Here is a 13,502-nt window from a genome sequence, read left to right on the forward strand (position 1 = left end):
ATAGTATACCTTTTTTGAAAAAAAAAATAACAATTTTGCAACAGTACGAAATTTGTGTCGTCTTTATAGAGAACACCAACTAAAAAACCAATAAGTGAAAGTAGTTCAATTAGATATTATTGAATTGTGTAAACAAAACAATCGCAAGGCGCAATTACAATTGTATAACCAGTATTGCGATGGTATGTACAGTATTGCGAAACGTTTTGTAATCCATACGGCAGAAGCTGAAGATGTAGTACAAGAGTCTTTTATTAAGGCCTTTTCTAAACTACATCAATTTAAAGGAGACGTTACTTTTGGAGCTTGGTTAAAACGAATTGTTATTAATAAAAGTATAGACTTCTTAAAACTTAAAAAGCAACGCTTAGTTGAGTTAGAAGATGCGCATCTTAAAGTGGTAGATACTTCTAGTGAAAGCAAATGGTTAGTGGACGATACAGTTACTTTAGACGAAATTAAAGTAGCTATTAATAGTTTGCCAGATAAATATAAATATGTGTTGATGCTGTTTTTAATTGAGGGTTACGACCATCAAGAAATATCACAGATATTAAATATAACAGAGGTAGCATCACGGACACAATTGTCTAGAGGAAAACAAAAATTACAAGAATTACTAAAACATAAACATTATGGCTAAAGATATTAGAGACTTATTTGAAGCAGATAAAAAAATGTCTGTAGAAAAAATGCCAGAAGGTCATGAGCATCGCTTTCTTAAAAAGTTAGAAGCTGTTAAACCTGAACGCAAAAAATCAAGATTTAGTTTTATAAATATTGCAGCTAGTATTGTATTGCTTTTAGGATTAAGTTTTGGAGCATTTCAAATTTTTAATACAGATGATCCTTCTGGAAAAGAAGTTACAGTGACAGAACCAGAAGAGAATGTAAAGACAATGACTTTAGGCGAGATATCTCCAGACCTTAAAAAGGTTGAAGACTATTATTTAGCTAATATTAATTTAGAGTTATCTAAAATTAAGCTAACACCAGAGAATAAAGAATTGTTTGATGGTTATGTAAATCGCTTAAATGATTTAAAGGCAGAGTATCATAGATTATCTGTTGAGTTAGCTAATGAAGGTCCAGATGAACCTACTGTAGATGCTTTAATTAGTAATTTAAAATTGAGATTAAAATTAATGTATCGTTTAAAAGAACAATTAAAAGATTTGAGTGCAGCAAATTCAGGTCGTATTTAAACAATCAAAAATCGAACAGTGTATACTGAAAATTGAATTGAGTTTATCAATGTATTCAGTATCACTTTAAACAATCAAAAGAAATGAAAAATATAAAAATAATAATGTTACTGTTGCTTACAACTTTTAGTGTGGCAGCACAAAACAAATTAGAGAAAACCTCTCAAAGTATAAAGGTCAATAGTGATGTAACTATAGATTTAAATACTAGTCATACTAACATTGAAGTAGATACTTGGAGTAAGGATTATGTAGAAGTTGAGGCTTATATAGAAGGAAAAAAATTAACACAAGAAGAACTTCAAGACGCTTTAGATGACTGGGATTTAGACGTTAAAGGAACTCGAGGTAAAGTGAAAATTACATCTAAAGGTTCGCGTGGTGCTTGGTCTAATGATATGAGCCTTAGTATTCTAGATGAAGAATCTGTTGAAGCTTTAGTGAATTTACCTACAGATATTAATATGAATTTAGAACCATTATTAGAGAGTTTAACTAGTTTAGAGTCATTAAAAGATTTGCCTGAAGCCTTAGGTGTATTGCGTATTCCAAAATCTCCAAATGGCAATTATAATATAGACTTTGATTATGATCGCTATCAAAAAGAAGGCGAAAAATATTTAGATTCTTGGAGTAAAAAATACCGTAAAGAATATGGCGAAGAATATGAAGCAGAAATGCGAGAATGGGCAAAAAGCATCAAGCAATCAGATTTAGATAATTTTGAAAAGCGCATGGAGAACTGGGGAGAGCAGTTTGGTAAAGATATAGAGAAAGCTTTTGAAGAAGGTTTTGGAAAAGATTTTGAAGAGCGTATGGAAAAGTGGGGAGAAGAGTTTGGAAAGAATTTTGAGAAAAATGTGGCGCCGGCTATAGAGAAATGGGGAGAGGAATTTGGAGAAGCATTTGGAGAAAGAATGGAAGAAGCGTTTGGTGATTCTAAATCTAAAAATAGAAAATCTAAGAATTTTAAGAATTATGATTTAATTAAAACCATAAAAATTAAAATGCCTAAAAAAGCAAAGCTTGAGCTAAATGTTAAGCACGGTGAGCTAAAAATGGCTTCTGTAATTAGTAACCCTAATGTGACTGTTTCTCATGGCACATTATTAGCAAATACCATTGATGGAAGTGACACTTCCATCAATGTTTCTTATTCTAATGCTAAAATTTTAAATTGGAAAGAAGGCGGTTTAAAATTAAATTATGCAGATCAAACAACTATTAAGTCTGCAAAAGATTTAATGCTAAATGCCATTTCATCAAATATAGATATAGTAACTTTAGGAGGTAATAGTATTATTGATGGTAGTTTTGGTGATTTATATGTTCAAAACATATCAGAGAATTTTAATAATTTAAATATAGTTTTAGAAAATAGTGATGCACTTTTAAAACTACCTAATGCCATAGATTATAATCTATACTTTAAAGGTAGTCACTCTAAATTTAATAGTGAAAGAGTAAACAACAAGACGATTAAAAATTACCCTAAGAATAATAATAGAAATAGAACTATTATAATTAATGCCAAGTATAGTAATGTGGTAGCAGAATAAGTGAAGATTTAATTGTAATTTAGTGAGTACAATTAATCAATCAAAAAATGAAATCACTTAAACAACTATTTATAGTATGCTTTCTCTTAGCATGCTTTTTTTCTTGTAAAACAGAACATAAACAAGATATAGAAACTAATCGCTATGCAGAGTTTCTAAATAAACTTCAAAAACAAGGTATTACAACAGGGAATGTTCTAGTCTATAAAAATGGAAAGGTCGTTTATAAAAATGCTTCAGGTTTAAGAAGTATTAACCCTAAAGATTCCTTAACTCTTGATTCTCAATTTCGTTTAGCCTCAGTAAGTAAACAGTTTACAGGTATGGCTATTATGAAATTAAAAGAAGCAGGAAAATTAGATTACGATCAAAAAGTAAATAGTATTCTTCCAAACTTTCCTTATGCAGATATCTCTATAAGACATTTATTATATCATACTTCAGGGTTAACAGATTATGAAAGATTGCTGGCTTACAATTGGAAACCAGCAGATTCTACTAAAAAATACATTTTGGGGAATGATGAAATTATTAAAGAAATATATAGAGTCAATCCAGAATTAGATTTTAAAACAGGAGAAAAATGGGAGTATAGTAATACTGGCTATCTGTTTTTAGCATCTATAGTTGAAAAGGTCTCTGGACAGCACTTTAGAACATTTTTAAAAGAGCAAATTTTCGAGCCTTTAAAGATGAACAACACTGTTTTATATAAATATCAAGAAGCTGAAGATTTAAATATGCCAAACCGTGTTTTTGGATACGAAACAACACTAAATCAATTAGATTTAAAGCTTAATGACTATAACTTGGTAAATGACGTAAGAGGTGATGGTGGTATTTATTCTACATTAGAGGATTTATATAAATGGAATATGGCACTGGTTAATTCTACAATTATTTCAAAAGAGTATTTAGATGAAGCATTCAAACCCGGAAAACTTAACAATGGAGAAGAAACACGTTATGGGTTTGGTTGGTTTATTGAGTCTAAAAACGAACCTAAAGTCGTATTTCATTCTGGCGGCTGGGTTGGTTTTGGAACCTACTTGTATAATGAACTTGATGATCAAAGCGGGATGATTTTGTTAACTAATAATTCAAACAACAATCTTCGTGATATTGTTTTTGGTTTAACAAATATTTCTAAAAATAAACCTTATGAAATGCCTAAATTAAAGGCAGAACGTGTTTTAGCAAAAAAAATACTGAATGAGGATATAGATAAAGGTATTGCTTATTATCATGAAATAAAAACAGATACAACAACATACGAAGTGACTGAAAATAATATTAATCAATTAGGGTATTTATTATTACAAAATGGTAATGTAAATGAGTCTATACAAATCTTCAAATTAAATATTGATGAGTACCCAGAATCTGCAAATGTATACGATAGTTATGGAGATGCTTTGTTAGAAAAAGGAGATTCTATAAATGCTTTAAGTAATTTTAAGAAGTGTTATGAGATGGATAATACACTAGAATATGCATTAGATAAGGCTACAAAATTAGAAGCAATGATTAATAAAAATATATAGTTGTTATTTTAATGAATAGTTTTAAAGAATTTCTACAATTTCATAAAGCGCATCCAGTAATTGATGCTTCTATTTCTAGAAGTGATTATATAGCGATCGATTTATCTCAAGCGAATAATGATTTAAAGACCTTTGATATTTCTTCATCTAAAGCATGGGAGAAATACATTGTTAATTATTTAAAAAAGCATCAAAAAAAAGTTGCTTTTGGAGGTTATTTAGAAAAGCGAGGCATTTATAATAGAAGCGATTATTTTAATAATCCTAATCCAGAAACCGAACGCAATATTCATTTAGGTTTAGACTTATGGATTAAAGCTGGAACTAATGTTTTAGCAGCTTATAATGGCGAAATACATAGTTTTAAAGATAATACCAACTTTGGGGATTATGGACCTACTATTATTTTGCAGCATAGTATTGGAAATGAACTATTTTATACACTATATGGCCATTTGTCTCGTGAATCTTTAATAGGTTTAAACGTAGGAGATAAGATTAAAAAGGGGCAAAGTATAGCGCAATTAGGAACAGCCCAAGTTAATGGTGATTATGCACCGCATTTGCATTTTCAAATTATAAAAGATTTACAAGGTAATAATGGAGACTATCCAGGAGTATCTTCTTTACTTGATTTAGAGTTTTATAGCGCAAATACTGTAAATCCAGAATTGGTTTTGGAAATAGAAATATAATCATAACATTAAAAGTACAATTCCAGAGAAAAAAAGTTTAATATTGCAGCCAATTTTACACTTGACCTATGAAACATATTTACATTTTCTTATTTGCTTTCTTTTCTTATTCATTTTTAAATGCGCAAACAGTTAATATTCCAGATGTAGCTTTTAAGGAAATCTTATTAAATGAGAATTGTGTTGATACAAATGGCGATAATGTTGGTGATAGTATTATAGATTTAAATAATGATGGCGAAATACAGGTGTCTGAAGCAGAGTCTGTTATTAATCTTGTGATTCCAACAAATCAATATAATAATACATCTACTGGAGTAGTCTCATATATCGCCGATATGACAGGAATAGAAGGTTTTTCTAACATTCAAAAATTGTTTATTGATAGCCCTTCTATTACTAATTCAGGAACTTTTGCGTTAGATTTAGGTATTAATAATATAAATTTAGAAGAGATTACAATTAGTAATTTACCAGGTTTAAGCGATTTAAATTTAGGGAGTAAACCTAATCTTACCAATTTTGATATTTATAATACATTAGAGTTAAATAATATTGATGTTAGTAATTGTCAGAATTTAAACGCTTTATATCTAGGAATGACAAGTTTGTCATCTATTGATATAACTCAAAATGTTAATTTGGTTAGTTTTGGGACAGAGATGTATTTTGGATCTAATATTGATTTTTCACAGAATATTAATTTAGAATCAATAAGCTTTGGATATTCAGGAATTACAGCTATTGATTTAAGTAATAATATAAATTTAACCTCTTTTAGTGGTATAGGGTTTGATAATATTACTGAGTTGGATTTTTCAAATAACCCAAACTTAGTGACTTTAAATTGCTACCAAGGATTTATGTTAGAGTCTATCAATTTAAAAAACCGAACAGCAATAACAAACCTTGATTTTTCAAATTGTGATATGCTTAATTCTGTATGTGTAGATAATAATGAATTTGATTTAGTTTCGAATTTAATTACTCAATATGGTTATACAAATTGTTCTATTACAAATTATTGTACTTTAAATCCGGCAGGGACAAATTACATTGTTGAAGGTTCTAGTACTCTGGATTCTAATAATAATGGATGTGGAGATGCTACAGATGTAGGTTATAATAATTTAAAGTTGAATATTTCTAATGGAACATATAATAGTACTCTTTTTGCAAATAATTCAGGCGATTATGAATTACATTTATTAGATGGCCTAAATACTATTACTGCAGAGTTACCTAATTCAGATTATTATAATATTTCTCCATCAAACGTTTCTGTTGATTTCCCAACAGACGCTAGTCCATTTAATTTGGACTTTTGCATTAGTCCAAATATTACTATTATAGATACAGAAATATATGTAATACCAATTACAGAAGCGCGTCCTGGTTTTGATGCCATTTACAGAGTTATATATAAAAATGTGGGTAATACTGTAGTCTCAGGCTCTGTAGAATTTAATTATAATAGCGATTTTGTCAATTATGTTTCATCTAGTATTGCTGTTGACCAACAAATAGCCAATACATTGGTATGGGATTATATTGATTTACAACCATTAGAGCAAAGAGAGATTCTTGTTACCATGAACCTTAATACACCAACAGATATAGATTTTCCATTAAATGATGGAGATATTTTAAGCTATAGTGCTATCGTAAACCCTATTCCTGATGATGAAACTCCATTTAATAATACACACTCTATAAGACAAGACGTTGTTAATTCTTTCGATCCTAATGATAAAAGATGTTTAGAAGGAAATGAAATAGAATTAGATAAAGTAGGAGAGTATCTACATTATATGATTCGTTTTGAGAATACAGGAACTGCTAGTGCTGTTAATATAGTTGTAAAAGATATAATAGATGAAACTAAGTTTGATATGGCATCTTTTATTCCTCTACATGCTAGCCATAATTTTGTAACAAGAATTCAAAACAATAATGAGGTTGAATTTATTTTTGAAAACATTAACCTTCCTTTTGATGACGCTAGTAATGATGGTTATGTGGTTTTTAAAATAAAAACACATAATACTCTTGTAGTAGGAGATACATTTAGTAATGAAGCAGAGATTTATTTCGATTTTAACTTTCCTATTATTACTAATAATGAAACTGTAACAGTAGTTACAAATAACTTAAGTGTTGAAGAGTTTGAATATCCAAATGTTTCTATTTATCCTAACCCAGTTAAAGAAGTGTTTTTTGTAAATACAAATTCAAAAGTAAATACTGTTTTAGTTTACAATATTAATGGGCAAATAGTTAAAGAAATAAAGCTTCTTGATCATGCTATAGAAAATAAAGTAGAAGTGAGTGATTTAGCTAAAGGGATCTATTTTGTGAAATTAAATACTGATAAAGGTGAATTTATTAAGAAGCTTATCAAACTTTAATTTTTAATTGATTTTTAAAGTTGAAATTAAAACCGTTTTTAAATATTTGTTTTTTCCAGTAAATAAAAATGTTCATTCAAGATCATATCCTTTTCAAGTTTTACTTGATGATTGTATGTTTTAGAAAGAGTAAAATAATCTTGATGATCAATTAATTTATAATGCGGTCTTTGTTTGTAGTAATCGTTTTCTATTGTTTGGTAATTGTCTTCATGCAATTCAGGCATCTTATCTCCCATGAAATTCAATAATCGTTTGAAGGCAACAGTATCTTTAAGTGATTTTTGAAACGAAACACTACCAATAAAACCTTTTTTGTTTTGAATGGTTTCAAAAAGTTGAAATAGTGTATTTGTTTCTGTTCTATTTAAAAAAAATAGAACTCCTTCAATAAGTATAAACGAGGTTTTGTTTTTTGTTATAGTATTAATTTTAGACAATAAACTTTGTACATAATCTTTACTGAAATCAACACCTATAAAATGAATATTACGATTAGGTAATACGTTTTCATTTTGCCAATACTCGATTTTATTTTTCTTATAATCTACTATTTCAGGTTTGTCTATTTCTATATTAATTAATGTTTTATCTAATAGAAAAGGGTACATGCTAAAACCAGAACCAAAATTTATTAGTACTTCAATTTTACTGCTACTTATTAACTCTTTTATTTTGTCGAGAAAATACCTGTTTCTTAAACAATGTGTGTAGACTTCTTCTGTAGATACGCTATTAAGATATATGTCACTTAATTCTTTACTTCTAGCATTACACCATAGTTTGGCATAAACATCGTGACTTAGGTTTTCGTTTATGGAACGAAAAGTTGACGTTACAAATGCGGTTTCGTGTACTTTTATGTTTTTTTTATTATTCACATTAAAGCATTAATTAGTCAAATACAAAACGTTGGGCTAAAGACTTTCCAAAAAAGAAACCAGCAATTACTAGTATAGCATCGGCTACAATAAACCACAGGTCTTTTGGTAGCATAAAAATTGTTGCCGCTGTAGCTAAAATCAGCAATACACCAACAATGTAGGCCGGTATCATGCTTGTTTTAGATATAAATCCTGCTACAGCCATACCAGCAAGTATACCCATAAAATGACCTATCACTACAAAGGTTTTAGAGCCTACAGGTATTTTATTCATATTACTTTTTAGCCAGTCCATATTTGTGGGGTCTGAACCTTCTGGTAAGGGAAATAGATTATGACCAATAAGTGTTTCAAAAATATAAACAACTAGTGATGCTACTATAAAGCCGGCTATTGTTGCAAGAATGTTTTTAAGCATAATAATAAGAGTTAGTTATTACTTAAAATTACGAAAAAGTTTTGTCATTCTTATAAATAGGAGATCAGTCTTACTATTACGCTTATGAAATTAAAATTAAAACAGTTTAAAAATAAAAACCTCGAAACTAATTAGCTTCGAGATTTTTATTTTTAATTATTAAGATTTCTATCTTTAAGAAATGAAATTATTCGTTAACCATAACCCATTCGCCTTTAGCGATTAAAGGTTCTGCTTGTTTGTATTTTACGGTTTTGTTTTCTCCGCTCATAACATGTTTTATAGTCACACGATCATTACGCCCAATTTTTGGTTGGTCACGTACAATAGTCTCAACTACTTGTGGTTGACGTTGTGTATTACCAGCAGCTCTATTTTGAGCAGAACGTTCGTCTAAATTAGGAATCTCGTCTTTTTGAGTTTGTAAATTGTCTTTCTTTTTTACTTCTCTAGCTTCACTAATAGAGTTTGTGTTTTCAGTTGGTAATTCACCTTTAAATAAGAATGATATAACATCTTTATTCACTTGGTCTATCATGCCTTTAAACAATTCGAAAGCTTCAAATTTATAAATTAATAAAGGGTCTTTTTGTTCATGAACCGCTAACTGTACAGATTGCTTTAACTCATCCATTTTTCGTAAATGCGTTTTCCAAGCATCATCAATAATAGCTAGAGTAATATTCTTTTCAAAGTCATTTACTAACTCTTTTCCTTGAGATTCGTATGCTTTTTCAAGATCTGTAACTACTTGTAATGTTTTTACTCCATCTGTAAATGGCACTACTATACGTTTGTACTTATCACCTTGAGTTTCATATACATCTTTAATTACAGGAAAAGCAACTTCTGCATTACGTTCCATTTTCGCTTTGTAATAGTCAAAAGCTCCATTATAAATACGTTTAGCTAATTCTGTAGCCGATAACTTATTAAACTCTTCTTCAGACACAGGAGATGCCATAGAGAAGTAACGAATTAATTCGAATTCAAAATTCTTGTAATCGTTAGCGCCTTTATTTGTTTCAGCAATACCTTCAGAAGTATCAAATATCATATTCGCTAAATCTACACGTAAACGTTCTCCAAATAAAGCATGGTGACGACGTTTGTATACAACTTCACGTTGCGAGTTCATAACATCATCATATTCTAATAAACGCTTACGTACACCAAAGTTATTTTCTTCAACTTTTTTCTGTGCACGTTCAATAGACTTAGAAATCATAGAATGTTGGATAACTTCACCTTCTTTTAAGCCCATTCTATCCATCATTTTGGCAATACGCTCACTACCAAATAAACGCATTAAGTTATCTTCTAAAGACACGTAAAACTGTGAGCTTCCTGGATCTCCTTGACGACCAGCACGACCACGTAATTGTCTGTCTACACGACGTGAATCGTGACGTTCTGTACCAACAATGGCTAAACCTCCAGCTTCTTTAATTTTGTCTATTAACTTAATATCTGTACCACGACCTGCCATGTTTGTGGCAATTGTTACTTGCCCTGGTTGTCCAGCTTCGGCAACAATATCTGCTTCTTTTTTGTGCAGTTTTGCATTTAATACATTGTGAGGTACTTTTCTAATGCTTAACATTTTTCCAAGTAACTCTGATATTTCAACATTAGTAGTACCAATTAATACTGGACGACCTTGTTGAGATAATTTTGTTACTTCGTCTATAACAGCATTGTATTTTTCACGCTTTGTTTTGTATACTAAATCTTCTCTATCATGACGAGCAATTGGTCTGTTAGTAGGAATTTCTACAACATCTAACTCATAGATTTCCCAAAATTCTCCAGCTTCTGTTACCGCTGTACCTGTCATACCAGATAATTTGCGATACATTCTAAAGTAATTTTGAAGTGTTACTGTTGCAAATGTTTGCGTTGCATCTTCAATCTTTACGTTTTCTTTAGCTTCAATCGCTTGGTGTAAACCATCACTATAACGACGACCATCCATAATACGACCAGTTTGTTCATCTACAATCATAACCTTGTTGTCCATAACAACATATTGATTGTCTTTTTCGAATAAAGCGTATGCTTTTAATAACTGGTTAAGTGTATGTATACGTTCAGATTTTACACCAAACTCTCTAAATAAATCTTCTTTTAAATTAGCCTCTTCTTCTGGAGATAAACCTTGAGATTCAATTTTTGCGATCTCAATACCAATTTCAGGCATTACGAAAAAGTCAGGGTTGTCTTTTCCAGACAGATATTCAATACCTTTATCTGTTAACTCAATTTGATTGTTTTTTTCCTCAATAACATAGTATAACTCAGCATCAACCTTTGGCATTTCACGGTTGTTATCTGCCATGTAAGTGTTTTCCGTTTTTTGAAGTAATAACTTAATACCTTCTTCGCTTAAAAATTTAATTAAAGCTTTATTCTTTGGAATACCTCTATATACTCTTAATAATTGAAAGCCACCTTCTTTAGTATCTCCAGCTGCAATTAATTTTTTAGCTTCTACTAAAGTTTGCGTTAGTTGTTTACGTTGTACAGCAACAATATTTTCTACTTGTGGCTTTAATTCTGTAAACTCATGAACATCTCCTTTTGGAATTGGTCCTGAAATAATTAATGGTGTTCTAGCATCATCAACTAATACAGAATCTACTTCATCTACAATAGAGTAGTGGTGCGGACGTTGTACTAAATCGTCTGGTGAATTGGCCATGTTATCACGTAAATAATCGAAACCAAATTCGTTATTTGTACCGTATGTAATATCAGAATTATATGCTTTTCTACGACCTTCAGAGTTAGGTTTATGATTATCAATACAATCGATTGTCATACCATGGAATTGGAAAATAGGAGCCATCCATGCCATATCACGTTTTGCTAAGTAATCATTTACCGTTACTAAATGCACACCTTTTTCGGCTAAAGCATTTAAATAAACCGGTAATGTTGCTACTAAAGTTTTTCCTTCTCCTGTTTGCATTTCTGCAATTTTCCCTTCATGTAATGCAACGCCACCAATAAGCTGTACATCATAGTGAATCATGTCCCAAGTAATAGCTTTTCCTGCTGCATCCCAAGAGTTCGACCATGTTGCTTTATCTCCATCTAGTGTTACATAATCTCCCATACCAGAAACTTCCCTATCATAAGGACTAGCTGTAACTGTAATTTCTGTATTGTTTGTAAAACGTTTTGCAGTTTCTTTTACAACAGCAAATGCTTCAGGCAAAATAGTATTTAAAGTTTTCTCAACAGCTTCGTATGATTCGTCTTCGATCTTATCAACTTCTTGATAAATATCTTCACGTCTATCAATATCATCTGTAGCTTCTGCTTCTTCTAGAAGTGATGCTTTACGTTCATTAAATGGTTTACGTGTTTCTGCAATAATAGCTTTGAATTCTATTGTTTTTGCTCTAAGTTCATCATGTGATAAAGCTTCTAAAGCGGCTTCAAAGGTTTTAATTTTATCTACTAAAGGACTTATGGCTTTAACATCTTGTTTCGATTTGTCGCCAACAAATACTTTTAGTATTGAATCTAAAAAACTCATAGTTTTATGTTTTATTTTCGATTGTTTCGTTAAGACTGCGCTAAACGTAACATTTATTTTAATTTCTGGTTATGTAAGACAGCTGCTATATTGAGCAGTCTATGAATGGCCCTTTTTTTAAGGGCTTAAATATACGTTTTGTTACTGTGCTTTTCTAAAAATTGAAGCACAAAAAAAGTCTCAATTTGAGACTTTTTCTTTGTTTTTTTATTCAAGCGTTAAAATAACGTTTGTATTAATATTCGTCCTCATTCCAGAGGTAATCTTCATCTGTTGGGTAATCCGGCCAGATTTCTTCGATAGAATCGTAAGAATCGCCTTCATCTTCAATGGCTTGCAAGTTTTCTACAACTTCCAATGGCGCTCCAGTTCTAATCGCGTAATCTATAAGCTCGTCTTTTGTTGCCGGCCAAGGTGCATCACTTAAATAAGATGCTAATTCTAATGTCCAATACATTTCTTAATAGGTTTATTTTTTTGCAAAAATAATTTTTTAGTTTAAATAGTCAAGAAAAAAGTGAATTATTTTCAATAATAAAAAAGAACGTCGTTTTTCACTGAAACTATTTGATTGTAAATCTTTTGCAGTGTTAATGTAATCACAGTGTCTTTAAAATGCTTAATTTGTCTAGCCTTAATGCTTCTCAGGAATCCATTTTACTTCATCTGCTTGTAAGTCAAATGTCAACTTTCGTGCCAACACAAAAAGATAGTCAGAAAGACGGTTTAAATAAGTAAGTGCTTCTGGTAAAAAAGGTTCTAAATCATTTAAAGCAGAAGCTAAACGTTCGGCACGACGGCAAACACAACGCGCTACGTGACAGAATGACACCGTTTGATGTCCGCCAGGTAAAACAAAATGAGTCATTGGAGGTAAAGCTTCATTCATACTATCCATCTCGTGTTCTAATAACTCAATGTCATTTAAAGAGATTTTATTAATGTTTAGACGCTCTTTTCCATTTTTAAGAACCATTTTTTCTGGATCTGTAGCTAGAATTGCACCAACAGTAAATAATTTATTTTGAATAGTAATTAAAATAGATTTGTATTGTTCGTCAATGTCTTGGTCACGAATAAGACCTATGTATGAGTTTAATTCGTCAACCGTACCGTAACTATCTATTCGAATATGGTGTTTAGGAACTCGTGTACCTCCAAATAAAGCAGTTGTGCCTTTATCTCCAGTTTTAGTATATACTTTCATAGTTACGAAGTTAAAAGTAAAATAGGGAAAAGGCAAAA

General features: G+C 30.6%; 11 protein-coding genes. 6 read left to right on the plus strand and 5 right to left on the minus strand.

What is annotated here, in order from left to right; all coding sequences use genetic code 11:
• Window positions 1–94: 94 nt before the first annotated feature.
• The 6 genes from Q0997_RS10520 to Q0997_RS10545 all read left to right on the plus strand — a co-directional run bounded on the left by Q0997_RS10520 (window position 95) and on the right by Q0997_RS10545 (window position 7,411).
• Window positions 95–643 (plus strand): RNA polymerase sigma factor, encoded by a 549-nt coding sequence (locus Q0997_RS10520; protein ID WP_299888519.1) that lies wholly within the window; start codon window positions 95–97, stop codon window positions 641–643.
• Window positions 636–1,205: a hypothetical protein gene (locus Q0997_RS10525; protein WP_299888522.1), complete on the plus strand. Its 570-nt coding sequence runs from the start codon at window positions 636–638 to the stop codon at window positions 1,203–1,205. The genes Q0997_RS10520 and Q0997_RS10525 overlap by 8 nt, the downstream gene beginning before the upstream one ends.
• A gap of 83 nt (window positions 1,206–1,288) precedes the next feature.
• Window positions 1,289–2,764 (plus strand): hypothetical protein, encoded by a 1,476-nt coding sequence (locus Q0997_RS10530; protein ID WP_299888525.1) that lies wholly within the window; start codon window positions 1,289–1,291, stop codon window positions 2,762–2,764.
• Window positions 2,765–2,811: 47 nt separating this feature from the next.
• Window positions 2,812–4,308, plus strand: coding sequence for a beta-lactamase family protein (locus Q0997_RS10535; RefSeq protein ID WP_299888528.1), 1,497 nt, complete (start codon window positions 2,812–2,814; stop codon window positions 4,306–4,308).
• Window positions 4,309–4,319: 11 nt separating this feature from the next.
• On the plus strand, window positions 4,320–5,003 hold the full coding sequence (locus tag Q0997_RS10540; RefSeq protein WP_299888530.1) for a peptidoglycan DD-metalloendopeptidase family protein: 684 nt from the start codon (window positions 4,320–4,322) through the stop codon (window positions 5,001–5,003).
• 68 nt (window positions 5,004–5,071) lie between these two features.
• On the plus strand, window positions 5,072–7,411 hold the full coding sequence (locus Q0997_RS10545; protein ID WP_299888532.1) for a T9SS type A sorting domain-containing protein: 2,340 nt from the start codon (window positions 5,072–5,074) through the stop codon (window positions 7,409–7,411).
• Between the two features lie 38 nt (window positions 7,412–7,449).
• Here Q0997_RS10545 and Q0997_RS10550 read toward each other — a convergent pair whose 3' ends face one another.
• The 5 genes from Q0997_RS10550 to Q0997_RS10570 all read right to left on the minus strand — a co-directional run bounded on the left by Q0997_RS10550 (window position 7,450) and on the right by Q0997_RS10570 (window position 13,464).
• Window positions 7,450–8,292, minus strand: coding sequence for a class I SAM-dependent methyltransferase (locus tag Q0997_RS10550; RefSeq protein ID WP_299888534.1), 843 nt, complete (start codon window positions 8,290–8,292; stop codon window positions 7,450–7,452).
• A 13-nt stretch (window positions 8,293–8,305) separates the two neighbouring features.
• The gene (locus Q0997_RS10555) at window positions 8,306–8,713 is read right to left on the minus strand and encodes a hypothetical protein (RefSeq protein WP_299888535.1); all 408 of its coding nucleotides are present in this window, start codon (window positions 8,711–8,713) and stop codon (window positions 8,306–8,308) included.
• A 187-nt stretch (window positions 8,714–8,900) separates the two neighbouring features.
• On the minus strand, window positions 8,901–12,257 hold the full coding sequence (gene secA / locus Q0997_RS10560; protein ID WP_299888538.1) for a preprotein translocase subunit SecA: 3,357 nt from the start codon (window positions 12,255–12,257) through the stop codon (window positions 8,901–8,903).
• Window positions 12,258–12,492: 235 nt separating this feature from the next.
• Window positions 12,493–12,714: a DUF2795 domain-containing protein gene (locus Q0997_RS10565; RefSeq protein ID WP_008272287.1), complete on the minus strand. Its 222-nt coding sequence runs from the start codon at window positions 12,712–12,714 to the stop codon at window positions 12,493–12,495.
• Window positions 12,715–12,891: 177 nt separating this feature from the next.
• Window positions 12,892–13,464 (minus strand): cob(I)yrinic acid a,c-diamide adenosyltransferase, encoded by a 573-nt coding sequence (locus Q0997_RS10570; RefSeq protein ID WP_299888541.1) that lies wholly within the window; start codon window positions 13,462–13,464, stop codon window positions 12,892–12,894.
• Between the last annotated feature and the right edge of the window lie 38 nt (window positions 13,465–13,502).

The organism is uncultured Lacinutrix sp. (assembly GCF_947500325.1).
In the GTDB taxonomy this organism is placed as follows: Bacteria; Bacteroidota; Bacteroidia; order Flavobacteriales; family Flavobacteriaceae; genus Lacinutrix.

Coding starts and splice junctions, on each gene's coding strand:
- Q0997_RS10535 (WP_299888528.1), top strand. CDS start 2,812: ATGAAATCACTTAAACAACTATTTATAGTATGCTTTCTCTTAGCATGC.
- Q0997_RS10555 (WP_299888535.1), bottom strand. CDS start 8,713: ATGCTTAAAAACATTCTTGCAACAATAGCCGGCTTTATAGTAGCATCA.
- secA (WP_299888538.1), bottom strand. CDS start 12,257: ATGAGTTTTTTAGATTCAATACTAAAAGTATTTGTTGGCGACAAATCG.
- Q0997_RS10525 (WP_299888522.1), top strand. CDS start 636: ATGGCTAAAGATATTAGAGACTTATTTGAAGCAGATAAAAAAATGTCT.
- Q0997_RS10530 (WP_299888525.1), top strand. CDS start 1,289: ATGAAAAATATAAAAATAATAATGTTACTGTTGCTTACAACTTTTAGT.
- Q0997_RS10545 (WP_299888532.1), top strand. CDS start 5,072: ATGAAACATATTTACATTTTCTTATTTGCTTTCTTTTCTTATTCATTT.
- Q0997_RS10565 (WP_008272287.1), bottom strand. CDS start 12,714: ATGTATTGGACATTAGAATTAGCATCTTATTTAAGTGATGCACCTTGG.
- Q0997_RS10570 (WP_299888541.1), bottom strand. CDS start 13,464: ATGAAAGTATATACTAAAACTGGAGATAAAGGCACAACTGCTTTATTT.
- Q0997_RS10540 (WP_299888530.1), top strand. CDS start 4,320: ATGAATAGTTTTAAAGAATTTCTACAATTTCATAAAGCGCATCCAGTA.